General features: G+C 65.2%; 24 protein-coding genes, 1 tRNA gene and 1 riboswitch. Of the genes, 11 read left to right on the top strand and 14 right to left on the bottom strand.

The window, feature by feature from the left end; genetic code table 11:
• Positions 1-57: 57 nt before the first annotated feature.
• From OKQ63_RS05595 to bioB, 12 genes are all read right to left on the bottom strand, one after another.
• The gene (locus tag OKQ63_RS05595; RefSeq protein WP_264213882.1) at positions 58-576 is read right to left on the bottom strand and encodes a DUF2478 domain-containing protein; all 519 of its coding nucleotides are present in this window, start codon (positions 574-576) and stop codon (positions 58-60) included.
• Between the two features lie 62 nt (positions 577-638).
• Complete coding sequence (locus OKQ63_RS05590; RefSeq protein ID WP_264212973.1) at positions 639-1,301, bottom strand: NnrU family protein; 663 nt, start codon at positions 1,299-1,301, stop codon at positions 639-641.
• Positions 1,302-1,422: 121 nt separating this feature from the next.
• Positions 1,423-3,459, bottom strand: coding sequence for an ABC transporter permease (locus OKQ63_RS05585; protein ID WP_264212972.1), 2,037 nt, complete (start codon positions 3,457-3,459; stop codon positions 1,423-1,425).
• Entirely contained in the window at positions 3,459-4,496 is a 1,038-nt protein-coding gene (locus tag OKQ63_RS05580; protein ID WP_434086038.1) for a quaternary amine ABC transporter ATP-binding protein, read from the bottom strand. Before OKQ63_RS05580 ends, OKQ63_RS05585 begins: the two co-directional genes overlap by 1 nt.
• A 25-nt stretch (positions 4,497-4,521) precedes the next feature.
• On the bottom strand, positions 4,522-5,487 hold the full coding sequence (locus OKQ63_RS05575; protein ID WP_264212970.1) for an ABC transporter substrate-binding protein: 966 nt from the start codon (positions 5,485-5,487) through the stop codon (positions 4,522-4,524).
• Positions 5,488-5,873: 386 nt separating this feature from the next.
• Positions 5,874-6,842 (bottom strand): ABC transporter substrate-binding protein, encoded by a 969-nt coding sequence (locus OKQ63_RS05570; RefSeq protein WP_264212969.1) that lies wholly within the window; start codon positions 6,840-6,842, stop codon positions 5,874-5,876.
• A gap of 183 nt (positions 6,843-7,025) precedes the next feature.
• Positions 7,026-7,829, bottom strand: a complete 804-nt coding sequence (gene bioC, locus OKQ63_RS05565) for a malonyl-ACP O-methyltransferase BioC (protein ID WP_264212968.1) — start codon at positions 7,827-7,829, stop codon at positions 7,026-7,028.
• Positions 7,829-8,443, bottom strand: a complete 615-nt coding sequence (locus OKQ63_RS05560) for a pimeloyl-ACP methyl esterase BioG family protein (protein ID WP_264212967.1) — start codon at positions 8,441-8,443, stop codon at positions 7,829-7,831. The genes bioC and OKQ63_RS05560 overlap by 1 nt, the downstream gene beginning before the upstream one ends.
• Before the next feature lie 2 nt (positions 8,444-8,445).
• Complete coding sequence (bioA, locus tag OKQ63_RS05555) at positions 8,446-9,744, bottom strand: adenosylmethionine--8-amino-7-oxononanoate transaminase (protein ID WP_264212966.1); 1,299 nt, start codon at positions 9,742-9,744, stop codon at positions 8,446-8,448.
• Positions 9,741-10,418 (bottom strand): dethiobiotin synthase, encoded by a 678-nt coding sequence (bioD, locus tag OKQ63_RS05550; RefSeq protein WP_264212965.1) that lies wholly within the window; start codon positions 10,416-10,418, stop codon positions 9,741-9,743. The genes bioA and bioD overlap by 4 nt, the downstream gene beginning before the upstream one ends.
• The gene (locus OKQ63_RS05545; RefSeq protein WP_264212964.1) at positions 10,415-11,554 is read right to left on the bottom strand and encodes an 8-amino-7-oxononanoate synthase; all 1,140 of its coding nucleotides are present in this window, start codon (positions 11,552-11,554) and stop codon (positions 10,415-10,417) included. Before OKQ63_RS05545 ends, bioD begins: the two co-directional genes overlap by 4 nt.
• Positions 11,554-12,531, bottom strand: coding sequence for a biotin synthase BioB (gene bioB / locus OKQ63_RS05540; protein WP_264212963.1), 978 nt, complete (start codon positions 12,529-12,531; stop codon positions 11,554-11,556). Before bioB ends, OKQ63_RS05545 begins: the two co-directional genes overlap by 1 nt.
• Before the next feature lie 213 nt (positions 12,532-12,744).
• A riboswitch (TPP riboswitch) is annotated at positions 12,745-12,873 on the top strand.
• Between the two features lie 126 nt (positions 12,874-12,999).
• Here bioB and thiC point away from each other — a divergent pair.
• The 8 genes from thiC to OKQ63_RS05500 all read left to right on the top strand — a co-directional run bounded on the left by thiC (position 13,000) and on the right by OKQ63_RS05500 (position 20,458).
• On the top strand, positions 13,000-14,826 hold the full coding sequence (gene thiC / locus OKQ63_RS05535) for a phosphomethylpyrimidine synthase ThiC (protein WP_264212962.1): 1,827 nt from the start codon (positions 13,000-13,002) through the stop codon (positions 14,824-14,826).
• Positions 14,823-15,791, top strand: a complete 969-nt coding sequence (locus OKQ63_RS05530; RefSeq protein WP_264212961.1) for an FAD-dependent oxidoreductase — start codon at positions 14,823-14,825, stop codon at positions 15,789-15,791. Before thiC ends, OKQ63_RS05530 begins: the two co-directional genes overlap by 4 nt.
• Positions 15,760-15,957 carry a sulfur carrier protein ThiS gene (gene thiS, locus OKQ63_RS05525; RefSeq protein ID WP_264212960.1) on the top strand — a complete coding sequence of 66 codons (198 nt, stop codon included), beginning with the start codon at positions 15,760-15,762 and terminating at the stop codon, positions 15,955-15,957. The genes OKQ63_RS05530 and thiS overlap by 32 nt, the downstream gene beginning before the upstream one ends.
• Position 15,958: 1 nt before the next feature.
• Positions 15,959-16,726, top strand: a complete 768-nt coding sequence (locus OKQ63_RS05520; protein ID WP_264212959.1) for a thiazole synthase — start codon at positions 15,959-15,961, stop codon at positions 16,724-16,726.
• Positions 16,726-17,319 (top strand): thiamine phosphate synthase, encoded by a 594-nt coding sequence (locus tag OKQ63_RS05515; protein WP_264213881.1) that lies wholly within the window; start codon positions 16,726-16,728, stop codon positions 17,317-17,319. Before OKQ63_RS05520 ends, OKQ63_RS05515 begins: the two co-directional genes overlap by 1 nt.
• Positions 17,316-18,284: a HesA/MoeB/ThiF family protein gene (locus OKQ63_RS05510; protein ID WP_264212958.1), complete on the top strand. Its 969-nt coding sequence runs from the start codon at positions 17,316-17,318 to the stop codon at positions 18,282-18,284. The genes OKQ63_RS05515 and OKQ63_RS05510 overlap by 4 nt, the downstream gene beginning before the upstream one ends.
• A complete protein-coding gene (locus tag OKQ63_RS05505) occupies positions 18,281-18,985 on the top strand; it encodes a hydroxymethylpyrimidine/phosphomethylpyrimidine kinase (protein WP_264212957.1) in 705 nt (234 codons plus the stop codon). The genes OKQ63_RS05510 and OKQ63_RS05505 overlap by 4 nt, the downstream gene beginning before the upstream one ends.
• Before the next feature lie 114 nt (positions 18,986-19,099).
• Positions 19,100-20,458 (top strand): amidase, encoded by a 1,359-nt coding sequence (locus OKQ63_RS05500; RefSeq protein WP_264212956.1) that lies wholly within the window; start codon positions 19,100-19,102, stop codon positions 20,456-20,458.
• 12 nt (positions 20,459-20,470) lie between these two features.
• On the opposite strand, the gene OKQ63_RS05495 is transcribed toward OKQ63_RS05500, so the two are convergent.
• The gene (locus OKQ63_RS05495) at positions 20,471-21,460 is read right to left on the bottom strand and encodes a GT-B fold glycosyltransferase domain-containing protein (RefSeq protein WP_264212955.1); all 990 of its coding nucleotides are present in this window, start codon (positions 21,458-21,460) and stop codon (positions 20,471-20,473) included.
• Between the two features lie 144 nt (positions 21,461-21,604).
• On the opposite strand from OKQ63_RS05495, the gene OKQ63_RS05490 reads away from it, so the two are divergent.
• Complete coding sequence (locus OKQ63_RS05490) at positions 21,605-22,135, top strand: hypothetical protein (RefSeq protein ID WP_264212954.1); 531 nt, start codon at positions 21,605-21,607, stop codon at positions 22,133-22,135.
• 64 nt (positions 22,136-22,199) lie between these two features.
• Here the strand turns inward: OKQ63_RS05490 and OKQ63_RS05485 are convergent, their stop codons facing one another.
• Entirely contained in the window at positions 22,200-23,075 is an 876-nt protein-coding gene (locus OKQ63_RS05485; protein WP_264212953.1) for a hypothetical protein, read from the bottom strand.
• Between the two features lie 357 nt (positions 23,076-23,432).
• On the opposite strand from OKQ63_RS05485, the gene OKQ63_RS05480 reads away from it, so the two are divergent.
• A tRNA-Thr gene (locus OKQ63_RS05480) sits at positions 23,433-23,508 on the top strand.
• Positions 23,509-24,255: 747 nt separating this feature from the next.
• The gene (locus tag OKQ63_RS05475) at positions 24,256-25,530 is read left to right on the top strand and encodes an AAA family ATPase (RefSeq protein WP_264212952.1); all 1,275 of its coding nucleotides are present in this window, start codon (positions 24,256-24,258) and stop codon (positions 25,528-25,530) included.
• Positions 25,531-25,555 lie beyond the last annotated feature (25 nt).

Genomic DNA, 25,555 nt, shown 5'->3' with positions numbered 1-25,555 from the left:
AAAAGCCCGCGTGAAGAACGCGGGCCTATTTATTGATTTCAGTAGACAATCCGCGGGTCAGGCGGTCTCGGCCACGGCCTGTTCCGCCCAGGCAACCAGCCCGTCAAGGTCCGGTCCGGCGGCCACGGCCATGCCATCGGCAAAGGCCTGGAACGGTTCCACATTCAGCTTGTTGACGCCGGAAATCACCGGAATGCCTTGCGCCAGCGCCTCGCCGATGATGGGGCGCATGCCGCGCCCGTCGGCCTCGTGCTTGCCGAATTTGTTGACGATCAGCAGCTGCGGCTTCTGCGCCGATTGCAGCGCGGCCGAGACCTGCCCGACCGCCCGTTCCAGCGCCTCGGGGTTGAGGCGGCAGCCGCGCGCGCCCGCGCCAAGGGATTGCGAAATGCGGATGGTTTCGCCGTCCGGCAGCACCCGCACATCCATGTCGCAAAGCCCCTTGTCATAGCATTCCACATTGGTTTGCACGATGCCTGCCAGGCGGATGCCCCTGGCCTGCAGTCTGTCTGCCAGCTCGCTCAGCAGGCGGTCGGTGGCACCGCGTTCTTCGGTCATCACATAGGCCAGGTGCATCGGTCGGTCTCTCCAGTCTCGTCTCATTTCATAGAGGGTCATGCAGCGTCCGGGGTCAAGCCCTACCAGGGCAGCGGATGGTAGCCGATGACCGGCGCATGCAGGATCAGAAGCGCCAGGAACACCGCCGCCGCTATCCCTGTTTCGGGTGCCGAAGGCCGCAGCCGCAGCAGGTTCAGCCGCGCGGTATTGCGGCTGAGGCGGGTCCATTCGCCCGGCCCCATCCGGCGCTGCGTGCGGCGGTCGATCAGCGCCATGCCCATCCAGGCAAAGCCCGCAAACAGCCCGAACAGGATCACATGGGCGAGGTCGCCATTGGCCAGCAGATGCGCCCCGCCCCACAGCGCCATGGCCGCCAGCAGCGGATGGCGGCTGACCGCCAGGATACCGGGATCATCCGGATCAAAGGCGCGCAGGCCCAGCCCGCCAAAGCTGAACGGGTTCTGCCGCATCATCCCCGCGACCGCCAGCAGGCAGGCCAAGGGCATCACCAGGAGCGGCGCCCAGCGGAACCCCTCCCAAGAGGGCAGCACGCCGACATAAGGCGCCCGCGCCGCCGCCGCCACCAGCCAGGCCAGGATCATCAGCGACAGCAGGCTGTAGGCGATGACATAGCCCCGCAGCCCCAGGCGGGCGACCAGCCAGGGCCGCACCGGCGGGCGCACCGGGATGGCATGGCTCGCCAGGAACAGCATCAGCGCTGCGGTGAATTCAAGCCAGCCCATCGTGTCACTCCTGTTATAGATCAGTCTGTTTTGCAGCTATAGGCGCCACGGCACTGTAAAACGTTGCCCCAGATCAAAAAGGGCGCCGCTGGGGCGCCCTTTTCATCGGATGCAGCGGAGGTCAAAGGCCCAGCGCCTTGCGCCGCTCCTCGGCAAAGCCCTGCACCATGCGGTCGGCAATCAGGGCCAGGATCGCCATTGCCGCCCCGGCAGAGATGCCCAGCCCCACATCCGCCTGCCCCAGCGCCAGATAGATCGACTGGCCCAGACCGGTGGTGCCGATCAGCGCCGCAATCACCAGCATCGCAAAGGCATAGAGGATGGTCTGGTTGAGCCCCAAGAGGATCGACGGCGCCGCATAAGGCGCACGGATGTCCTTGAGCATCTGCCAGCGGGTCGCGCCCGAGGCCGTCGCCGCCTCGACCATCTCGTCCGGGGTCGAGACCAGCCCGTGCCGGGTGTAGCGGATCATCGGCACGATGGCATAGGCGATGATCGCCAGAAACGCCGAGAACTCGCCGATCTGGAACACCATCAGCACCGGGATCAGAAAGACGAACAGCGGGATCGTCTGCAGCATGTCGCAGATCGGGCGCACCAGGCGCCACACACCCGGCGACACCGCAGAGGCCAGGCCGATGGCACCGCCCATCATGGCGCAGGCAAAGACCGCGGCACCGGAGAGGTACAGCGACAGCAGCGCCCGCTCCCACAGGCCCGACAGCAGGATGGTGCCCAGCAGGACCACTGTCAGGATCGCCAGCCCGCGCCCGCCCGCGACCCAGGCCAGCGCGCCTGCCCCCACCAGCACAAACGGCCAGGGCAGCTGCGAGATGCCGGTTTCCAGCATGCCCGCCGCAATCAGCAGCATCACACCCGGCGCCAGCTGGCCGCGCAGCGCCAGGACCATGCCCGCCGCAGCGCCCGCCGCAAACAGGCCGAGGCTCATCGCCGGGGTCCAGGCAAAGCCCCAGGTGAACGGCAGCACCGCCTGGTCCAGCCCGATGCGGACCGGCAGCAGCACATAGAACATCACATTGTTCTTGAGCGCCGTCAGCGCGCCGGCATTGGCCGTGGTGAAGGCCGACAGCCCCCGGTCGACACTGTCCGCCAGCGGGTTGAACAGCGCATGGGCACCGGGCTGCTGAAGGCTGCTCCAGAACGCAGCACTCACCGCCGCACCAAGGGCGAGAATGGCCCAGGCGACGCGCGCATCGTGCTTTTCGCGCCGGTCCTCGGTCAGGGTGCCGCTCATCCGGTCGATCAGGATGGCAAAGATCACGATCACCAGGCCGGCCAGCAGGCTTTGGCCGAACTGCGCCTTGCGCATGGTCAGAAGGACTTCCCAGCCGATGTCGTCAAAGCCGCCGATCACCGCCGCGATGATCACCATCGACAGCGCCGCCATCAGGCATTGGTTCACCCCCACCATGATCTGCTGCCCGGCCGAGGGGATCTCGCATTGAAACAGCTGCTGCAGACGGGTTCCCCCGGCCATGATGGCGGCTTCCTTGATCTCGGGCTCCACCCGTTCCAGCCCCAGCAGCACGTTGCGGGCCATCGGCGGCGCGGCATAGATGGCGGAGGCAATCAGACCCACCACGGGGCCAAAGCCGAACAGCACCAGCAGCGGCGTCAGATACGCAAAGGTCGGCACTGTCTGCATGATGTCCAGTACCGCCTGCACCGGCTGGCGGATGCGGGGGTATTCGTTGGCGAGGATGCCGATACCGCCGCCGATGACCAGCGCCAGCGGTACCGAGACGGCCACCAATGCCAGCGTGTTCATGCTTTCGGGCCAATACCCCGACGCCAGAACAAAGCCCAGCCCGATGACCGCCATCAGCGCCATCCGCACCCCGCCCAGGGTCCAGGCCAGCGCCGTGGCGGCGCAGATGACCAGCGGCCAGGGCGTGTGGCTCAGCACGAAGTTCGCCGCTTCCATCGGGTAGAACATCAGCGCCGAGAAGCCGCGCGCGGTGGGTTTGATCAGCGCCAGGAACCACTCCATCCCGGCCCCCGCCCAATCGGTTGCGGGCAGCACCCAGGCGGCGGGGAATTTCACCAGCCAGGGCAGGCTGCTTTCCAGCAGCAGGCACAAGGCTCCGACCGCCGCCGCCAGCAGCGCCGCGACGGACCCTTTGGACAGACCAGCCATCACGCCTGCTCCACCTGCAGCGCCGCCGCCAGGTCGGCCGGGTTCACGACGCCAACGAGCTTGCCCTCGGGCGTGCGCACCGGCACCGGCTCATAAAGCTCCATGCAGCGCGCCAGGGCGGCATCCAGTGTCATGTCCTGGCGCAGTCCGGGATCGTCGGCGCCATAGACCAGCCCCTCGCCCGTCTGCATCACCGAGGCGACGCAGGCGTGGCGGCCCTTGGCCACGTCCTTGGAGAACTCGCGCACGTAATCGTCGGCCGGGCGCAGCACGATGTCCGCCGGCGTGCCGATCTGCACAATCCTGCCGTCGCGCATGATGGCGATGCGGTCGGCCAGCTTGAGCGCCTCGTTGATGTCATGGGTGATGAAAACGATGGTGGTCTTCAGCTTGGCCTGGATCTCGAGGAATTCGTCCTGCAACTGGCGCCGGATCAGCGGGTCCAGCGCCGAGAACGGTTCATCCAGGAACCAGACCGAGCAATCCGCCACCAGCGAGCGGGCAATGCCGACGCGCTGGCGCTGGCCGCCGGACAGCTCGCGCGGGTAATGGCCCTCGCGCCCGTCGAGACCGACCAGTTCGATCACCTCCTGCGCCTTGGCCAGCCGCTGTTTCTTCTTCACCCCCTGCACCCGCAAGGGATAGGCGACGTTTTCCGCCACCGTCATATGCGGGAACAGGCCGAAGTGCTGGAACACCATGCCCAGCTTCTTGCGCCTGAGCTCGATCAGCCGCCTGGGGCTGGCCGCGACGATGTTTTCGCCATCGATGCGGATCTCGCCGCCGGTTGCGTGCAGCAGATGCGAAATGCAGCGGATCAGAGTGGACTTGCCGGAGCCGGACAGCCCCATGATCACAAACAGCTCGCCCTCCTTCACATCGAACGAGACGTCCTGCACCGCCGGGACCAGCCCCTTGCCGCGCAGTTCCTGTGCTGCCGCTTCGGAAGTTTCGTGCCGCGGCAGCGCCTCTTTCAAGGCGCTGTCTGCACTGTTGCCAAACACCTGCCAGACATTCCGGCAGGTGATGGCTGGCATCTCAGAGCCACTCACCGGGGTTGGCTCACTTGGTGGCGGCGTCGACAACCGGGCGCCACTTGCCCTCATTAGCGGCCATCCATTCGGCGACCACCTCTTCGACCTTGCCGCCGTCCACGTCGACCGCGCCCATCATCGGCTGCTGGTCCTCAACCGCCAGGGTATAGTTCGACAGGATCTCATAGGCCGCAGGCCAGGTTTCCTCCATGCCGGACCAGGCCGCCTTGAAGATGCGCGACGGCGAGAAGTCGCAGTCGTTCACCGCATCCGGGTTCGGGCCCCAGGCCGGGTCGGAGAAGCAGGCGTCCTCGCCCGGCGGCAGGTCGACGAATTTCACGTCATAGGCCGACATCGCCCAATGCGGCTGCCAGAAGGTGATCAAGAGCGGCGTCTTGCGCTCGGTGGCGGCGCGCAGCTCGACGATCAAGGCTGCTTCGGAGCCCGCAGGCACCGCCTTGAACGGCAGCCCCAGCCCGGTCATCCGGTCCGCACCCGGCGTGCCCCAGTCGGCAGGGTAATCCACCAGGCGGCCTTCGGGCAGGGTTTCCGCGGTGGCAAACTGCATCGCGCAGTCCTTCAGCGCCTCCCAGGCCGGCAGGCCGGGGCAGATTTCGGCCACATGCGCCGGATAGGCGATGCCTTCGCGCGCATTCAGCTCCAGATCGCCCAGTTCGACCACGGTGCCTTCGTCGATTTTCTTGGCGTATTCATCCGAGACGTTCGACGACCAGATTTCCAGCGTTGCGTGGATGTCGCCGTCCGCAATGGCCTGGAACTGGTTCATCATCCCGGCCGAGACGTACTCCACCTCATAGCCCGCGGCCTTCAGCATCCCGCCGGCAATATGGGTGGTGACATGCTGGCCGGTCCATTCGTTCACCGCCAGCTTGATCGGCGTGCCGGTGTCGCCCAGCTCAGCCGCCGAGGCAATGCCCGCGGCAACCGTCATCGATGCGGCGCCCAGCGCCAGCGCATATCCCTTGAAGTTCATCCTTCTACTCCCTGTCATTGTTCTGGCGCCGCCCATTGTCCGGCTTGGCGCGTCTTTTGGAACCCGGCGGTTCATGGCACCTGTCTGGCCTCAAGGCCGGTCTTGTTGTTGTCAGCAGGTGCCGATGGCCCAAGTGTGGCCGGGGATAATGCAAGTATTGGAACATATTGCGACGCTTTGTCGAGAGAATGCGGCGCAAAACGCGAATTATTTGAATTGACGGTTCAAGTTTTTGTCCAAACAGACAAGTTCCGGAATCACCCGGCCCGCCAGCCCCGCCGCCTTACCGCGGCGCCGCACCCGGCTGCAAGCCGGATGCCGCAGAACAAAAACAGCGCCCCCGCCCGGCGGAAGCGCTGCAATCGAATTCTCATGCCTGTGCCGGATCAGGAGCGGCCCTTGCCGGTGGCCTCCTCGACAACCGGCATCCACTTGGCCCGGTTCACCGCCAGCCAGCCGCGGGCAGCCCCCTGCGGGGTTTCGCCGCGGACATCGACCAGCCCGATCAGCGGCTGCTGGTCCCAGATGCTCAGCTGATAGTTTTTCAGGATCTCATAGGCCGCGGGCCAGCGGTCCTTGAAGCCGGTCCAGCTCGCCTTGACCACGCCGCCGCGGTAAAAGTCGCAATCGCCGGTGGCCTTGGGGTTCGGGCCCCAGGACGGGTCGGTGTAGCAGGCCGGCTCCGGCTTGGGCAGGCGCACGAATTGCAGCGCATAGGAGGACATCGCCCAATGCGGCGCCCAGAAGGTGGCAATCACCGGGCGCTTTTCCCGGTAGGCGTTCTGGAATTCCTCGATCATCGCGGCCTCGGACTCGGCGGCGACCACGTCAAACGGCAGGTCCAGCGCCCGGATCCGGTCCGCCCCGGGCGCGCCCCAGGACTCCGGGTAGGCCAGATAGACGCCCCGCTTGCCCTTGCCGTCCGCCGAGAAGATGCCGGCACAGTCGCGCAGCGCCTCCCAATTGGGCAGGCCCGGGCACATCTGCGCCACATAGGGCGGGTAAACCACCCCATTCCGCGCATCCAGCCCCATATCGCCCAGCTCCTCCACACGTCCGCCGTCGCGGGCGGCGTAGTAGTCCTCCGGGCTGCTGGTGGTCCAGACCTCCATCATGGCATGGGTTTCGCCCCTGCCGATCTCCTCATAAATGGCGGCCTGATCCCCTTCCACATATTCGACCTTGTAGCCCGCATGCTCCAGCATGCCGCCGGCGATATAGGTCGACAGATGCTGGCCGGTCCAGTTCTCCAGCGAGAGCCGGATCGGCGTCTCCACATCCCCCATGTCGGCGGCTTCTACGGCCCCCGAAACCGCCAGCGCCGCCAGCGCTGCCGCAAACGCTTTGATTGTCATTGGCGTCACTCCCGTACTGCCAGTCTTCCCAGATGCTGCGCACTGGCACAGCCCTGGCTCCGGCATAGCAGGGGGACCTTGAAAAAGATTAACACAGGGCGGAAACAGCCCGTCCGGCAGCCCGGAAAAAACCTAAAACTTTCCGCAAGAGCGGCATTCCCGGCGGCCGTGCCGCCCTGCCCGTCAGCCGGTCTTGCGCGCCGCCAGCAGCACGGGGTCATAGGTCAGCGGCAGCCGCCCGTCGCGGCCGAACTGCGCCCGGTAGGCCGCTTCGAAGTCCCGCAGCCGCCTGCGGCTCCAGCTGTGCTGGGCATGGCCGTTCACGCCGGTCTGGCGCAGATGCTTCAGCAGCTCCAGCGCGGTGCCGAATTCCAGCACCGCCGGGCGCTGTTCGATGGCAAGGATCTCCATGCTCTCCGGCAGCACCGCCCGCCACTCGGCGGCATCCAGGTAGCTCGGCGCCGCCGCCGCCGAGCCCAGCGCCGCCAGCTCGCGGAACTGGCCGCGGCCAAAGCCCGAAAGTGCCAGCCAGCCGCCGGGTTTCAGCCGCGCTGCCAGCCGCGCGGTCAGCGCCGGCAGGTCCGGGATCCATTGAACGGTCGAGGCCGAGGCGATCAGATCCAGATCCTGCGGCAGCGGCAGGGTTTCGATCGGGCCGGGTTCAAACCGGGCCTGCGCGGGCACCGTGCCGTCCAGGGCCCGCAATGCGCATGCCGCCTCCGGCACCAGGTCATTCAGGATCAGGCTGCCTGTCTCAAACCGCTGCAGCAGCTGCCGGGTCAGATGGCCGGTGCCGCAGCCGAATTCCAGTGCCGCTCCGATCTGCCGGGGGGCCCCCTGCGCCTGCAGCATCCCGGCCAGCCGTGCCGCAATATCCGCCTGCACCGAAGCGCTGCGGTGATAGCTGTCCAGCCCGCGGCGGAAACTCTGGCGGATGCGGCCCTGGTCCGGGTGAGGCCGAATGTGCGGAAACGCCATGTCTTTCATCAGAACAGTGCCTCCCAATCCGCGAACCGGTCAAACGGCGCATGCGGCGCCTCGATATAAGAGACATTCTGCCCCGCCCAGGCACGGGTCAGGTTTGCCGGCGGAAAGATCTTGTCGCCGGAGCTGATCCAGACCCGGTCGAACCGCATCCGCGGCGCGTCCCCGCGCTGCTCCACCGCCAGCAGCTCGGTCCGGCGCGCCTCCACATCCAGCATCTCCGTTTCCTGCGGAGCGCCGAAGACACGGGCCAGAAACTGCTGGAATGCGTCCGGGCTCAGTGTTTCCATTGTCCGGCGGAAGACCGCAGGCGGGATGCCCGCGCCGCGGTTCACCGGCTGCAGGCTGCCATTCACCGCCGCCTTGCGCTGGAACGGATCAGGGCGCCCCTGCTGCCAGTGGGCATAGGCCGCCACGCCAAAGGACCAGGCCAGCAAGCGCACGCGCTCATAGCCGGACAGATCCGGCAGTTCGGCGTTCAAACCGGTGTAATCGCCGGCAAACAGCACGTCCTGCGGCCCGGCCAGGTGCCGGAACACCTCCGGCCCCACGGCCCAGCCCCCGAAGACCACGATGGCCTCGGATGCGCTGTCCTGTTTGAGCCAGCGGAAGTCCATTCTTACAGCTCCCGCGCCAGCCGCAGCATGCCTGCGGTGATTTCGCTCAGCTGATCCGGCGAGGTGATGAACGGCGGCATCGTGTAGATGTTGCAGCCGAAGGGGCGCAGGAACACGCCCATCTCATGCGCGCGGGCATGCGCCTCATCGGCCGAGACCCGGTGCTTCATCTCGATCACCCCGATGGCGCCCAGAACCCGCACATCCCGGACATTGGGCAGATCGCGTGCCGGGGCCAGCTCCGCCGCCATCTGCTCCCCGATCGCCGCCACCGTGCCGCGCCAGTCCTGCCCGGTCAGCAGATCCAGCGAGGCCTTGGCCGCGGCGCAGGCCAGCGGGTTGCCCATGTAGGTCGGGCCGTGCATGAACAGGCCGGGATTGCCGCCGCCGATGCCCTCCGCCACGCGGTCATTGGTCATGGTGCAGGCGAATGAGATATGGCCGCCGGTCAGCCCCTTGCCGAGACAGATGATATCCGGCTCGACGCTGCAGAACCCGGTGGCGAACAGCTCCCCCGTGCGGCCGAAGCCGGTGGCGATCTCGTCAAAGATCAGCAGGATGCCCAGCTCGTCGCACAGGGCGCGGGCCTGATTGAGGTATTCAGGGTGGTAGAAATACATGCCGCCGGTGCCCTGCACGACGGGCTCCAGGATGAAGGCGGCGATCTTCTGCGCGTTGGCTTCCAGCACCCGGCGCAACTCGCCCAGCCCGTTCCGGGCCGGATCGTCCACCCAGCCCTCGTGGATGCGGACCGGCGGGCGGGACACGAAATGCTGCACGCTCAGCGCGCCCTGGAACAGGTGGTGCATGCCGGTGTCGGGGTCGCAGACGCTCATCGCCTTCCAGGTGTCGCCGTGATAGCCGGAGCGGATGGTGGCGAACTGCTGCCGCTGCGGCTGGCCGATGGCATGCTGGTACTGCACCGCCATTTTCATCGCCACCTCGACCGAGACCGATCCCGAGTCGCAGTAGAAGATGCGGCGCAGGCTGTCCGGCGTGATCTCCAGCAGCTTGCGGCCCAGGTCGATGGCCGGATCATGGGTCAGCCCGCCGAACATCACATGCGGAAGGGTGTCTAGCTGGTCATGAATCGCCTTGGTGATCGCCGGGTTCCTGTGGCCGTGCATCATGCACCACCACGACGACATGGCGTCGATCAGCCTTGTGCCGTCGTCCAGCGTGATATGCACGCCCTCGCTCTCCTTCACCACAAAGGTCGGGCCGGGCTTGGCCACATTGGTGTAAGGGTGCCAGAGGTGCTGCTGGTCGAACTCCAGCTGGGTGAGGCCGGATGCGCTCATGCCAGCGCCTCCCGGATCAGGTCGAGATGGATGTTTTCGGCAAAGGCCTCGGCCAGGGCTTCCGATTCCCTGCGCGGCTGCGGAGTGCCGCTGTCGCTGCCGGAGCCGGACGCGATCCGCAGCGCTTCGATATACGGCAGCCGCCCCAGATGCGCCACATGGGCGAACTGGCAGATGGTCTCCTCCACCTCCGGCTCCGGGTTGCCGATGAAGACCACGCCGACCACCGCGCAGCCCGCATCGCGCAGCGCCTTCAGCGACAGGAGTGTGTGATTGATCGTTCCCAGCTGGGTGCGCGCGCACAGGATCACCGGCTTGTCCCAGCGGGCAAAGAGATCCAGATACAGTTCCCTGCGGTTCAGGGGCACCATCAGGCCGCCGGCGCCCTCGGCCACCAGCACGCCCTCCACTTGCGGCAGCTCCAGCGTCTCCGGGTCGATCTCCACCCCTTCGGCCTCGGCCGACAGATGCGGCGAGGCGGGCAGTTTCAGCAAGTACCCTTCGGGCAGCGCCGGGCGGCCGGACAGGCGCGAGACGATCTGGCTGTCGGTCTCCTCCTCCAGCCCCGATTGCACCGGCTTCCAGTAGGTCGCGTCCAGCGCCTGCACCAGTCCTGCGGAGAAGATGGTCTTGCCGATGCCTGTATCGGTCCCGGTCACGATCAGCGCGCTCATGTCCTTGCCTCCATTTCCCGGGCGAGGTCGGTGAACATCGCGGTGATGACCTCCAGCCCTGTATTCAAAGTAACAGACAGCCGCAGCCGCGAGGTGCCGCGCGGCACCGTCGGCGGGCGGATGCCGCGGATGTCATAGCCGTGGCCCTGCATCCGGGAGGCCAGCGCCATCGTGCGCTTGTCATCGCCGATCACCACCGGCAGGATCTGGCTGTGAAAGCCGTCCAGCCCGCACAGGCGCCCGGCCTCGGCTTGTGCGTGGCTGATCCCCTCCCACGCCTGTTCGCGCCGGGCCGGATTGTCCTGCAGCTCGCGCAGCGCCGCCCTCACCAGCGCCGCATTCAGCGGCGACGGAGCGGTCGCAAAGATAAACCCGCGCGCCTTGTTGATCAGCGTTTCGATCAGCACCCGCTGGCCGCAGATCAGCGCGCCGGAAACGCCCAGCGCCTTGCCGCAGGTGTGCAGGGACAATACGTTGGGGCGGTGCGCGATCCCGTGCGCCAGCCCCCGGCCCAGATCGCCGAACACGCCTGAGGAATGCGCCTCGTCCACCACCAGCACGGCGCCCTCCGCATCGGCCAGCGCCATCAGCGGCGCCAATGGCGCCAGATCGCCGTCCATCGAATAGACCGCCTCTACCGCGATCCAGACCTGCCCCGTGCCGCCGGACGTGCGCCAGCCCTGCAGCACCCGCGCCGCATCCTTCGCGTCACCATGGGCAAAGCTGCGGGTGTCAGCCCGGCCCAGCCGCATCCCGTCATGGGTGCTGGCGTGGATCAGCGCGTCATAAAGCACCAGATCCCCCTGCTGCGGCAGGGCGGAGAAGATCGCCTGATTGGCGTTGAAGCCGCCGCCCATGAACAGAGCCGCTTCGGTGCCGAAGAACGCCGCCGCCTCGGCCTCCAGCCGCTGGTGTTCCGCGTCATTGCCGCGCAAGAGGCGCGAGCCGCCCGCGCCCACCGGCACGCCGCGCGCAAGCGCGTCCGCGGCAGCGGCGCGCAGCACATCGCTGCCCGCCAGCCCCAGATAGTCGTTGGAGGCAAAGTCATGCCCGTCCCGCGGCATCAGCTGCCGGTAGCGCCCGCGGCTGCGCAGCGCTTCCAGCGATATTTCATGCCTGGGGAAGGCGCCCGCCATCAGCGGCTGCCGTCGCAGCCCACGGCCATCGCGGTGATGCCCAGACGGTCGAACAGCTGCTGGTCCTTGTCCTCTTCCGGGTTGTCCGCGGTCAGCAGGGTGTCGCCGACAAAGATCGAGTTGGCACCGGCAAAGAAGCACATCGCCTGCATCTCGTCCGACATGTCAGTGCGGCCAGCGGACAGGCGCACATGGGACTTCGGCATCAGGATGCGGGCCAGAGCCACGGAACGGACGAATTCGATCGGATCCAGTTTTTCGACATTGGCGAGCGGCGTGTCGGCGATCGGGATCAGCATGTTGACCGGCACCGAATCCGGATGCGCCTCCAGCGTGGCAAGCGCCAGCATCATATCGATGCGGTCCAGCTGTTTCTCACCCATGCCGACGATGCCGCCGGAGCAGACCTTGATGCCTGCCTCGCGCACCCGGTTCAGGGTGTCGATCCGATCCGCGAAGGTGCGGGTAGTGATGATCTCGGAGTAGTAGCGCTCGGACGTGTCGATGTTGTGGTTGTAGTAGTCGAGGCCGGCATCGCGCAGGCGGAACACCTGTTCCTCGTCCAGCATGCCGAGCGTCATGCAGGTTTCCATGCCCAGATCCTTGACCCCCTGCACCATCGCCTCCAGCGCCGCCATGTCGCGGTCCTTGGGCGAGCGCCAGGCGGCGCCCATGCAGTAGCGGGTGGCGCCGCCTTCCTTGGCTTTCTTTGCCTCGGCGATCACCCGCTGCACCTCGATCAGCTTGGAGGCCGACAGCTGCGCGCCGTTGCGCGCCGACTGAGAGCAATAGGCGCAGTCTTCGGCGCAGCCGCCGGTCTTGATGCTGAGGAGCTTGGATTTCTGCACCTGGTTGGGATCGAAATACTGCCGGTGCACAGAGTGCGCCTGAAACAGCAAGTCCATGAAAGGCTTGTTGTAAATCTCTTCCGCTTCCTCGCGGGTCCAGTCGGTGCGGATGGGTGCAGCGTCCAGCATGCTGTCTCCTGTTCTCGTATACCTGTCGGCCATGCGCGGATGGCGTTGCCGATTTTATAGATAATTCACCCGCCCCCGATCAAGCACCAAAGCTGCAATGCAGCGATTTGCGCGGAAATGCCGCCGATAAGGCCAGTATCAAACTGATCTTAACGCCAAAAAATAATCTACAAAGATTCCGGTTGACGCACCCCCTGCGCCTCCCCTAGCCCTATGGCTACGCAGGGGAGTCCCGCCCAAGGGACTGAGAGGCGTTCAGGTGCGGGGCAACCCGTACCGGCGGCGCGACCCTTTGAACCTGACCCAGTTGACACTGGCGTAGGAAGCTAGGAGCGTCCATTGCTCCCCTTGGGGGCAACCGTTTGAAGCGGGCGCTTTCCGGTCAAGCAGGCCCCTTGCGCCTGCCGGTTTCCCAGCCAAAACTCATCTGGTGTCTTTTCTGAGTTTACGGCTTTGAGGAGCACCAAAATGAACGTCCCCAACCCCAAGATCACACCCAAAGTCACGGTGGGCGCCCTGCCCGCGTCGCGCAAGATCTATGTCGCAGGCGAGGTCCACAAGGACATCCGCGTGCCGATGCGGGAAATCTCCACCCACCCCACCGCAGGCGAAGCGCCGCTGCCGGTCTATGACAGCTCCGGCCCCTACACCGACCCGGAGGTGCTGACCGACATCCGCCAGGGCCTGCCGGGCTTGCGCCGCGACTGGATCCTTGCCCGCGGCGATGTTGAGGAATACCAGGGCCGCGATGTGAAGCCGGAGGACAACGGCTTTGTCGAGGGCGACCGGCTGGTGCCGGAATTCCCGGTGAAGCCCGCCCCCTTGCGCGGCAAGAACGGCGCCGCGCCGACCCAGCTGGCCTATGCCCGCGCCGGCATCATTACGCCCGAGATGGAATACGTCGCGATCCGCGAGAACCAGCTGCGCGAGCTGTCGCCCTGCCACGGCAAACGCGACGGCAACGACTTCGGCGCCAACATCCCCGACTACGTGACGCCGGAATTCGTGCGGTCCGAGATTGCCGCAGGCCGCGCCATCATCCCGGCCAACATCAACCACCCGGAAATCGAGCCGATGATCATCGGCCGCAACTTCCTGGTGAAGATCAACGCCAACATGGGCACCTCCGCCGTCACCTCCTCGATGGAAGAGGAAGTCGACAAGCTGGTCTGGGCGATCCGCTGGGGTGCTGACACGGTGATGGACCTGTCGACAGGCCGCAACATCCACAACACCCGCGAATGGATCGTGCGCAACTCTCCCGTGCCGATCGGCACCGTGCCGATCTACCAGGCGCTGGAAAAGGTCAATGGCATCGCCGAGGACCTGACCTGGGAAGTGTTCCGCGACACGCTGATCGAGCAAGCGGAACAGGGCGTGGATTACTTCACCATCCATGCTGGCGTGCGGCTGCACATGGTGCCGATGACGGTGAACCGGGTGACCGGCATCGTGTCGCGCGGCGGCTCGATCATGGCCAAGTGGTGCCTGCATCACCACAAGGAATCGTTCCTCTACGAGCATTTCGAGGAAATCTGCGACATCTGCCGCCAGTATGATGTCAGCTTCTCGCTGGGCGACGGCCTGCGTCCCGGCTCCATCGCCGACGCCAACGACGAGGCGCAGTTTGCCGAGCTGGAAACCCTGGGCGAGCTGACCAGGATCGCCTGGGCCAAGGATTGCCAGGTGATGATCGAAGGGCCGGGCCATGTCGCCATGCACAAGATCAAGGAAAACATGGACAAGCAGCTGGAGTGCTGCCACGAAGCGCCGTTCTACACGCTTGGGCCGCTGACCACCGACATCGCGCCGGGCTATGACCACATCACCAGCGGTATCGGGGCGGCGATGATCGGCTGGTTCGGCTGCGCGATGCTGTGTTACGTCACCCCCAAGGAGCACCTGGGCCTGCCCGACCGCGATGACGTGAAAACCGGGGTGATCACCTACAAGATCGCGGCCCATGCAGCCGACCTAGCCAAGGGTCTGCCGGGGGCGCAGCGCCGCGACGATGCGCTGTCCCGCGCCCGGTTCGAGTTCCGCTGGGAAGATCAGTTCAACCTGTCGCTGGACCCGGAGACCGCGCGCGAGTTCCACGACCAGACCCTGCCCAAGCAGGCCCATAAGGTGGCACATTTCTGCTCCATGTGCGGGCCGAAGTTCTGTTCGATGCGGATCAGCCACGACATCCGCGCCGAGGCGCAGAAAGAGGGCATGGAGGCGATGGCCGCCAAGTTCCGCGAGGGCGGCGAGCTGTATGTGCCTGCGGCCGAGGCTGCGGAGCCGGCGGAATGATCACCATTGCCGGGGCCGGCGTGGCCGGCCTCGCCAGCGCCTATGAGCTGGCCCGCAGGGGTCTGGCGGTGACCATCTATGAGACCGGGGAGGCTCCGGACGACAACCCCTGTTCCTGGTTCGCGGGCGGCATGCTCGCGCCCTGGTGCGAGGGAGAAACCGCCGATCCGCAGGTGGTGCGGCTGGGCGCCGGGGCCATCGCCTGGTGGGAGCAGGTGACCAACGTGGTCAAGCGCGGCACGCTGGTGGTGGCGCCGCCGCGCGACGCCGCCGAGCTCACCCGTTTTGCCCGCCGTACCGCCAGCCACCGCACGGTAGGTGCAGATGAGATCGCGGCGCTGGAACCATCCCTTGCCGGGCGGTTCCAGAAGGGGCTGTTCTTTGCGGAGGAAGCCCATCTCGATCCGCGCCGCGCGCTGCGCGACCTTGCCCGCGCAGTGCAGAACCTAGGCGTGCAGATCCGCTATGGCACCCCGGCCCCGGATCAGGTGGATGTCGATTGCCGCGGCATGGCAGCCGGCCTCCCGGGGCTGCGCCCGGTGCGCGGCGAAATGGCGGTGATCGAGGCGCCGGATGTGGAGATCACCCGGACCCTCCGCCTGCTGCACCCGCGCATTCCCGTCTATCTGGTGCCGCGCGGCGGCGGCATCTACATGATCGGCGCCACCATGGTCGAAAGCAGCTCCTGGCGGCCGATCACCGTGCGCTCGCTGCTGGAACTGCTGAGCGCCGCCTTTGCCCTGCATCCCGGGCTGGGCGAGGCCAGCGTGATCGAGACCGGTGCCGGTCTTCGCCCCGCCTATGCCGACAATGTGCCGCGGCTTACCCACCGCGGCGACACCACCCATGTGAACGGGCTTTACCGCCACGGCTTCCTCCTGGCCCCTGCCCTCGCCAAGGAACTCGCCGCGCAACTTTGTCAGGACCATAACCATGCAGATCACCGTGAATGCACAACCGCATGAGATCACCAGCAATACGTTGGATGCCGCCTTGATCGAACTGGGGTTCGCCAGCCCCGCCGTCGCCACCGCCGTGAATGGCGCATTCGTGGCGCGCGGCAAACGGGCCGAAACCCCGCTGGCCGAGGGCGACCGGCTGGAAGTGCTGGCGCCGATGCAGGGAGGCTGAGATGCAATTCTACGGAACAGAGATCGCCTCGCGGCTGCTGCTGGGCACCGCGCAGTATCCGTCGCCTGCCATTTTGGCGGAAGCTGTGAAATCCAGCGGCACCGGGATTCTCACCGTGTCCCTGCGCCGCGAGACCGCCGATGGCTCCGGTGCCGGCTTCTGGGACGGGCTGCGGCAGAGCGGCTGCCGGATCCTGCCCAATACGGCCGGCTGCCATTCGGTGCAGGAGGCGGTGACCACCGCCCATATGGCGCGCGAGCTGTTTGATACGCCCTGGATCAAACTGGAGGTGATCGGCCATGCCGACACTCTGCAGCCGGATGTGTTCGGGCTGGTGGAAGCGGCGCGGATCCTGAGCGATGAAGGCTTCCAGGTCTTCCCCTACACCACCGATGATCTGGTTGTGGGCGGCAAGCTGCTGGAGGCGGGCTGCGAGCTGCTGATGCCCTGGGGGGCGCCGATCGGCTCGGGCCAGGGCTTGCGCAACCCGGATGCGCTGCGGGCAATGCGTGCGCATTTCCCCGGGGTGCCGCTGATCGTCGATGCCGGCATCGGGCGGCCCTCGGATGCGGCGCAGGCGATGGAGTTGGGGATGGACGCGGTGCTGCTGAATACCGCCGTGGCCAAGGCAGGCGACCCCGTGGGGATGGCCCGCGCGATGGCGGCCGCCGTCGAGGCCGGACGCCAGGGCTTTGAGGCCGATCCGATGGAGCCGCGCGACATGGCGGTGCCCTCGACCCCGGTGCTGGGATTGGCGGAGCTTGCATGATGGAACGTTTCTACCTGATCACCGGTCATGTCGGCCGGCTGGAGCTGCTGGTGCCGCATGGGGTCAAGCTGGTGCAGCTGCGCATCAAGGATGAGTCTGTAACCGAGATGCGGCGGCAGATTGCCCGTGCCCGCGATTTCTGCGCTGTGCATGATGCGCAGCTGGTGGTGAACGACCACTGGCAGGCGGCGCTGGATCTGAACTGCAATTTTGTCCACCTCGGGCAAGAGGACATGGACACCGCGGATTTTGCCGCCCTGCGCCGCAAGGGGGTGCGGTTCGGCCTGTCGACCCATGACGAAAGCGAGCTGGAGCGCGCGCTGTCCTTCGGGCCGGAATACGTGGCTCTGGGGCCGGTCTACCCGACGCTTCTGAAGAAGATGAAATGGGGGCCGCAGGGGCTGGAGCGGGTCAGCCGCTGGAAGCAGATGGCCGGCGACACGCCGCTGGTGGCCATCGGCGGGCTGACACCGGAGCGGCTGCCCGGTGTCTTTGCCGCGGGCGCCGACAGTGCGGCGGTGGTGACAGACATCCAGCTGGCGGACGACCCCGAGGCCCGCACCCGCGAATGGGTGGAGGCCTGCCGGACATGAGCCGCTACGCCCGCCAGACGATCCTGCCGGAAGTCGGCGCCGAAGGGCAGGCAAGGCTGGCCCGGTCGCATGTGCTGGTGGTCGGCGCCGGGGGATTGGGCTGCCCGGTGCTGCAGTATCTGGGCGGCGCCGGCGTGGGCCGGATCACCGTGATGGATGCTGACAGGGTGGAGGAGAGCAACCTGCACCGGCAGGTGCTTTACGCCATGGAAGATATTGGCCTGCCCAAGGCGGAGAGCGCCCGGCGGCACCTGCTGGCGGCAAATCCGGACCTGCAGGTTACTGCAATGGTGCGCCGTCTGGATGCCGCCAATGCGGTCGAGATGGTGGCCAGGGCCGATCTGGTGGTGGATGCGGCGGACAGTTTTGCGGTGTCCTATACCCTGTCGGACGAATGCCTGCGGCAGGGCAAAACCCTGATCTCGGCTTCGGCGCTGGGGCAATCGGGCTATGCCGGGGGGTTCTGCGGCGGCGGGCCTTCGCTGCGCGCGGTGTTCCCGGACCTGCCCGCGCAAGCCGCGACCTGCGCCACTGCCGGCGTGATGGGGCCGGCCGTGGGCCTGATCGGTGCCTTGCAGGCGCAGCTGGCCTTGAAGGCGCTGCTGAATCATCAGCCGTCGCCGCGGGGGCAGCTGTTTGTTTTCCGGCTGGACCAACTGCAGGCCAGCAGCTTCCGTTTTGATGATGCGGAAGAGCCCGAAGACGCCCTGCCCTTTGTTGCAGCTGCTCATCTTTCAGACCGGGACACGGTGATCGAGCTGCGCGATGCCGCCGAAGCCCCCCGTTTGCCCACCCCCAATGCGCGGCGGATTGCGCGGGCGGATCTGGCGGCGGCGGGGCTGCCGCACAGTGGCCGGATTGTGCTGTGCTGCCGTACCGGGCTGCGCGCCTGGGCGGCGGCCCGCGATCTGCAGCAGGCGGGCTATGGCAACCTTGCGCTGCTGGCCGCCGGGGGCGGCGCATGACTGCGGTCCTGGCGATTGGCGGCACCGATAGCAGCGGCGGCGCGGGGATTACGCGCGATACCGCGATGGCGGCAAAGCTGGGTGTGACGGCCCGCCCGGTTGTCACTGCAGTGACGGTGCAGACCGATGCCGCTGTGCTGGCCGTTTATCCTTGCCAGCCTCGGGCCGTTGCACAGCAGGCGCGCGCCGCCTTGGCGGCACCGCCCGCCCCCGGCGCCGCGAAGATCGGGATGCTCGGCTCTGCTGCAGTGGCCGAAGCGGTAGCCGCCGCGCTGCCTGAAGATCTGCCGATCGTGCTGGACCCGGTGCTGAAGGCGAGTTCCGGCGGCACGCTGATGGAGGCAGAGGGTTTTGACGCCTTGCTGCGGCGGGCGCTGCTGGCCACCCCGAACCTGGCGGAGCTGGAGACGCTGTCCGGAGTGCGGGGCGGCACCGAAGCGCAGGCCGCCGCACTGCTGGCGCAGGGCGTGCAGGCGGTGCTGGTCAAGGGCGGCCACGGCACAGGTGCCGAGAGCATTGATCTGCTGTTCACGGCGGATGGTGCAGTTCTCCCTTTTGCGGCACCGCGACTGGCGGTTTCGAAACGCGGCACCGGCTGCAGCCTGGCCACCGCCATCGCCTGTTTTCTGGCGCAGGGGGCCGGGCTGGAGGAAGCCTGCCGCAGGGGCAAGGCGTCCGTGCACCGCTGGCTGCGCCGCTGAGTCGCGCGAGGTCGCTGACGGACAGTTTTGAGGCCGGTTTCAGAACGGAGCCCGCCACCGCGCCTCCCTAGTTTCACGGCAGCCGCTCACGCCAATGTCCGGGAGACCTGCCGCATGACTGACATCACCGCGCTCACCGCCGAGGATATGGCCGCCCTGCTGCGCGCCCGCAGCCTGAGCGCCCGCGAAGTGCTGGCGGCGCACAAGGCGCAGACCGAGGCGCGGGAAGGCACCGTCAACGCGTTTGTCACCCTGGATTGGCAGGCGGCAGAGGCGCGGGCGGCGGAACTGGATGCAATGGCGGCAGAAGGCCGCTTTGCCGGCCCGCTGCACGGGCTGCCGCTGGCCATCAAGGACTGCTTCGAGACCAAGGGCCTGCGCACCACCTGGGGATCCCGAAGCTTTGAAAAACACGTGCCGGATTTTGACGCGCTGCATGTGGCGCGGCTACGGACGGCCGGCGCGGTGATCACCGGCAAGAGCAGCACGCCGGAATTCACACTTTCCGGCCAGACCAGCAACCTGGTTTCCGGCACCACCCGCAACCCGCTGAACCCGGAGAAAAGCGTGGCCGGCAGTTCCGGCGGTGCGGCCGCAGCGCTGGCGGCGGGCATGGTGGCGCTGGCCGACGGCTCCGATCTTGGCGGCAGCACCCGCACGCCCGCCGCCTGGTGCGGTGTCGTCGGCTGCCGGCCGACCTCCGGCCTGATCCCCTATGCGCCGAATCCGGCGCCGTTTGACGGGCTGTCGGTGCCGGGGCCAATGGCGCGGACAGTGCGCGATCTGGTGCTGATGCTGGAGGTGATGCAGGGCAATGCCGCCAGCCAGCCGCTGGGCTTCTGGCAGGAGCTGCCAAACCTTGCCGGCCTTGAGCAGGCCCCTGCGCCGGGGTCCGGCCGGGTGTCCCTGTCGCTGTCCCCCTTCGGCGCCGGCGTGGACCCGTCGGTGCAGGCGGCGATTGCACCGGTTGAGCTGCTGTGCCGGGAGCTGGGCTGGCAGGTGGCGGAGGACGCCCCGGCCCTGACGCCGCTGCTGGCGCATGGCGCCATCATCCGCGGCCAATGCGCGCTGCAGATCCGGGCGGCGCTGGAGCCGGACATGGCGCTGGCAGGCGAAAGCTTCCGCACCGCCTGCGCCCAGGCGGAAGGGCGCAGCCTGGCGGAGCTGATCGCCTATCAGAAGACCCGCGCCCGGGTCTGGACGGATGTTGCCGCCTTTTTCGAGCGTTATGACTTTGCACTATGGCCCACAGCCACCGGGCTGCCCTTCTCGGCCGATCTGCGCGACGCAGAGATCACCGAAGACTGGCGCACGGTGACGCTGACGCCGCCAATGGAACTGCCCTCGGTCTCGATCCCGTTCGGCCATTCCTCGGACGGGATGCCGGCAGGGCTGCATATCACCGGCCCCAAGGGCTCGGATGCGCGGCTCCTGCAATTCGCACGCAGCATCGAGCGTGCGGTCCGGGCCTGAGAGCGGACGGCGTCAGCGCATCCAGAAGCCTTCGGATTTGATCCTGTTGCGGATCGCCTGCTCGCGCCGGGGCAGGTTTCCGCGGTCGAACAGCGCCCGCACCTTCTCGCCGCGGCCCTGATAGACCATGCGCTTTGCCGGCTCATAGGCCTTCAGCACCTTTTTGATCCGGTTCGGCGCGGCCACTTCGTGCAGCCGATCCACCACCCGGTCGCTTTCGCGCGCATAGAGCAGCGGGAACAGCCGGTAGTGGCAGCTGGTCTCCCCGTCCAGATACCCAGGCGGCAGCGCATCCCGGCCGCCGCCGAAGGAATGGATCACCAGCGGCAGCACGATCTGGTCCAGCCAGGGATCCAGCGACTGGCAGACCAGCTCCGGCGGCGGATCGTTCCTGACCGATTGCGCATAGACCAGGAACCGCTTGCCAAAAGCCCGCGGGCAGGCGCCGTAAAAGAAGCCGGCATTGAAATACAGGTACCGCTTCCAATGCTCATCCGGCTGGCTGAGGTCCAAGCTGGACAGGAAATCGAGGCCGAAGCGGCTGTACAGCGACTGCCAGATCCCGCTGTAGCCCGGCCCGTATAGCGTCGGCTTGGGCCAGCTGCCCTCCACCCGCAGGGAGGCCGAGGGGCGGGAGAAATCAAACGGCACATCCTCCAGCTCGCCGGTGATCAGCGTATCGGTGTCGAAGAACACAAACGGCTCGCCCTTGGGCAGGGCCTGCAGCGCTTCGATCTTGTTGCCATAGGGATAGGCAGCGCCAAAGACCTTGCTCTCAAACGGCAGAGTTTCCGCGCCCAGATCCGCCAGTGCCTGCAGCACCTCCTGGTTGCGGATGCCGGGGTCCTTCTGCCACAGCGGCCCGGGCTGCGGCACCGCCACAAACAGCCGTCCGGCAAACCCGGGCGAGCAATGGCGCAGCGAGGCGGCAAACAGCACGGCTTCATACTGCAGCCGGCCCGCCTGGCCGACGATCATCACGTTGAAGGGGGCATTTGCCATGGTTTTCCCCGTTTTCCGTCTCTTCCGGGCGGATAGATCTGCCTGATAGAGTAGCTACAGGCCTGCAGGAGGCCGCGCAACCGGCCTGCAGGCGAATTCATGCGGATCCGTGATACACGGGGCGCGAACCGGGGAGATATGAAGATGATTGACGTGATTCTGGCCGTTCTTGCCGCCGCAGCGCAGCCCGGCCCGGCGGCCAATGCGCCGGACACCGCGGCAGCTGCCGCACCCGCCCCGGCCGGATCCGCACTGGCCGGATCCGCATTGGCCGAACCCCCGCTGGCCGGAACGCTGACGGCAGAGCCGCAGCAGCCGGCAGGCCTTTTTACCACCGCGGTGGAAGTCAAGCCGATCCTGGCGGCGACCCGGGCCAACTGGATCCATGTGCGCGAGTTCAATGGCCAGGATCTGCTGTACGTGACCCATCTGTGGTCCTGGCGCTGCGGGCTGGCACAGGTCAAGCTGGGGGTGAACGGCAATGCGCCGGAAATCTGGCCGCTGCCGGACTGCCACCTGGAGGAGGGCTTTCCCAACATGATCAAGGAGGAAGACGGCCTGCCCTACCGCAGCTATCCGCTGGGCTCGATCCGGCAGGTCGCGGTGGAGCTCACCTATGACGACCTCAGCACCGAAAGCCTGGCATTCGGCCGCAACGGCCAGCCCTTGCAATAGGCCCGCGCCCGGGCCTGCCCGCCCGTCAGGGGCTGCCGGTGGCAGGAAAGGAGGGCTGCCTGCCCTAAGGCGCGATCAGCGCAACGCCGGGCATCCGCTGGACAGTATAGAGATCTTCCTCGTAGATCTCGCTCATCTCCTCCACCAGCGCCCCGGTCCAGCCGGGCAGATCCAGCTCCTCCTCCAGCGCGTCCAGGCGCGCGAATTTTTCGAGGAACGCGGCATAGACCCGGCGCCTGTGGATCTCCGGCATCTCCGGATGCGCCGCAAGATACGAGCGCAGGCGCGCCATCCCGGCAGGCTGCATCAGGGCCTCCAGCAGGTCCAGCCCGCCCTTGACCGGCGCGGTCATCTCCATCCCGCCCAGATCCCGCAACACCTGCCCCCAGATCATGGGCAGGTCCTCGTAGCACCAGACCGTGACAGGCATTTCGGGCACAGCCTGCCGGATCCGTTCAACCAGCCCGGACCAGCGCACCTGCACCGGATCGCAATCGCGCAGGATTTTGCGCACGGTGGCGCGGCTGGAATTGGCAAACAGCGCCGGCAGGAAGGTGGCGGGGTTGCGCAGCGCCATGAAAATCTCGAGCTGATCATTGGCAAACAGCTGCTGCAGCGCCTGCAGCCGCTGCTCGGCTTCCGGGTACAGGCTGCAGCCGGCCAACGACAGCCGCGGCGAACCGAAGAAATGCGGATTGGAGAGAATCACCCGCCCCGCCTGGCCGTCATCCAGGATCGCATCCCACAGCACGTCCGGCGCGTCCTCGGCGGCAGCGCCATTCTTCATCGCCTCCATGCATTCCCGCAGCAGCGTGCGGTATTTTCCCGGCCCCGGGACAGCGGTCCCCTGTCCGGACAAGGCACCGGCATTTTTCAGCAGCGCCTTCAGCAGCAGGTCTTCCTCAGTGGCATGCGCCCCGCAGTGGATGATGACCTGCATGACCTGACCTGTGTTTGCGGGCGTGTTCCGCTCCACAAGTACTGCGGCCCGGCTATGAGGTCAAATATTGCGCATGCGGCGGGAAGGATCTGCCGCTGCGCAACCGGGCCTGCCGTTCTGCCCCGGCTGGCTGCAGGCGCGGTTGCCGGCAGTGCGGAAAACGCCAGTCCGGTTCGGCACAGGCACCGCCCCTGCTGCATTTGGTGCCGGATGATGGGTCCATGCCGGCTTGACGGTCATTGCGGACTTTAGTACGTGTCCCGGCACAGGCCCGGCTGGATGCATTTTCCTCTCCGGACCCTGCCGGGACTTGTCTCAGCCGCTGCGTCCGGCCCCGGAAATCGGTGCTTAATGAGTGCCCCTATAGCTCAGCTGGTAGAGCAACTGATTTGTAATCAGTAGGTCCGCGGTTCGAGTCCGTGTGGGGGCACCATTTTTCCAATATAAATCAAACACTTGCAGGGCTTACTCATTCGCGCGATGTGCACAGCTTTCAAGTCCGGAAGCATATAGGAAGCAGCGGCAAGCAGATTTCTGGCGTGTCATCTCTGCATCGCTACAGAAAACTTTTTCACAAACGAATGCTGTGGGTCAGGCGCTGTGAGGCTCTTGGTCTGTGTGAAAGGCAAGGTTTGAAAGCGGAGCCCAAACGGGACCTTCCGGACATTCGCTGCAGTAGCAAATGCCCAGCAGTTTGCGGCCTCCATGGCTCTCACCGGACGGAAACCAGAAGTTCGCTGCACCGCCATGCCGGAAGAAAATCCAATTAACGTCGCCGACGAGATGAATGCGCTGGAAGTTGAGAACTGCCAGCTGTGCCAGGCGAACAAGAACCTACGCAAGGCGTTAGCATTGACCCTATCGCTCGGACCGGCGGGGCTTCTGCGGTCAACTTTGCGATGCTGGAGCTCGGCTATCGACCAAAGTAGTCGTGTACTTCATCGCAATGCTTCGCAGCCAGCTTGGGGCCGAGTGAAAGAACTAGCCTGTGCACGGCATTCTTCGTTCACCGTAGCGTGGCGAGCCGCCAGTCCACACGATCAAGTTGACATCCGAACAGTGAGAAATTAGCTGTTTCGTCAGCAAATTTACGGAATTTCCACAAAAATCGCGTTCTAATGCGGTGTGGAACAAAGGTGAAGGCCGGACGATGCTTCTTAGCTTCAGTGTAACCAACTTCATGTCGATTGGTGATCAACAGACTCTTTCAATGGTGGCGACAAAGCTCGCCGGGAGCCATGAACCGTTCGATGTCAGTATCCCATCGGTGACCGAAGGTGTGCTGCCCTGCGCCATAATCTATGGCCCCAATGCATCTGGGAAATCAAATTTGATCTCTGCATTCGAGCGTATGCGTAGTTTGATACTCACATCACATAGCCCAAGGAAATTGAACGCAAAGATTCCGCATCAACCATTTTTGCTGGGAGGGGGGTGGAGTGATTGTCCTACAACCTTTGACGTCTCATTCACCCTCAATGGGACACGATATGACTATGGATTTTCACATGATGCGGAAAGAATTCATTCAGAATACCTTGACGCCTTTCCAGAAGGTCGCCGCAGGAAACTCTTCTCCAGAAGTGGAGATGAAATAGATTTTGGCGCTACATTTAAAGGGGCAAAAAAGACAATTTCTGAACTTACAAGGCCTGATGCGCTGTTTCTTACAGTGGCTGCACAGCACAATCATGATGAATTAGCAGGTGCCGCCCAATTTTTTTCGTCATCCTACCTTTCAACACAGCTCTCGTTCGCCGATAAATTTGTCACTTCCTCTCTTGAACAGGGGGAGGTGGACGAGCGCGCAATTAAGTTTCTCAACTTAATTGGCACAGGTATTATTGGATACAAAACAAGGCGAGCGGACCTTACACCTAAGAAGCGCACTATTTTGAATGATATTGTGCGAGTAATGCAAAAGCATTCAGATGATGAAGAAGAATTGCCCGAAGAGGACATATTTCCTACGGACATGAAGGAAGTGAGTCTTCAGCTAGAACATAGAAGCGACAACGGTGAAGCGATCTACTTTAATATTGATCAGGAGAGCTTGGGTACTAGAAGGTTGCTCGAGTTATTGAACCACATCTTCAAGACTCTTGACGAAGGGCGTGTAGCGTTTATCGACGAGTTGGACGCTAGCTTGCATACCTTTGCGGTGAGATCGATTATTGAGCTATTTACGAATAGAAAAATCAACAAAAAAAACGCACAATTGATTTCAACAACTCACGACACTAATATTCTCAGCACCGATCACTTGCGGCGAGACGAAATTTGGTTCGTAGAAAAATCTCATGGAGGTGCCTCAGAATATTTTCCATTGTCGGAATTCTCTGTACGTCGAGACGAAATTCTTGAGAAACAGTACCTGGATGGTCGTTATGGTGCTGTTCCAGCGAAATTCAGTTACAGGCACTTCTTAAAAGATGACCCTGCTAGTGAGATCTAGGAAGCAGGTATAGTCAAATGAATAG

This window comes from Leisingera thetidis (assembly GCF_025857195.1).
Taxonomy (GTDB): domain Bacteria; phylum Pseudomonadota; class Alphaproteobacteria; order Rhodobacterales; family Rhodobacteraceae; genus Leisingera; species Leisingera thetidis.
Note: the sequence above shows the minus strand (reverse complement) of the source record. Positions and strands in the feature narration are given on the sequence as shown.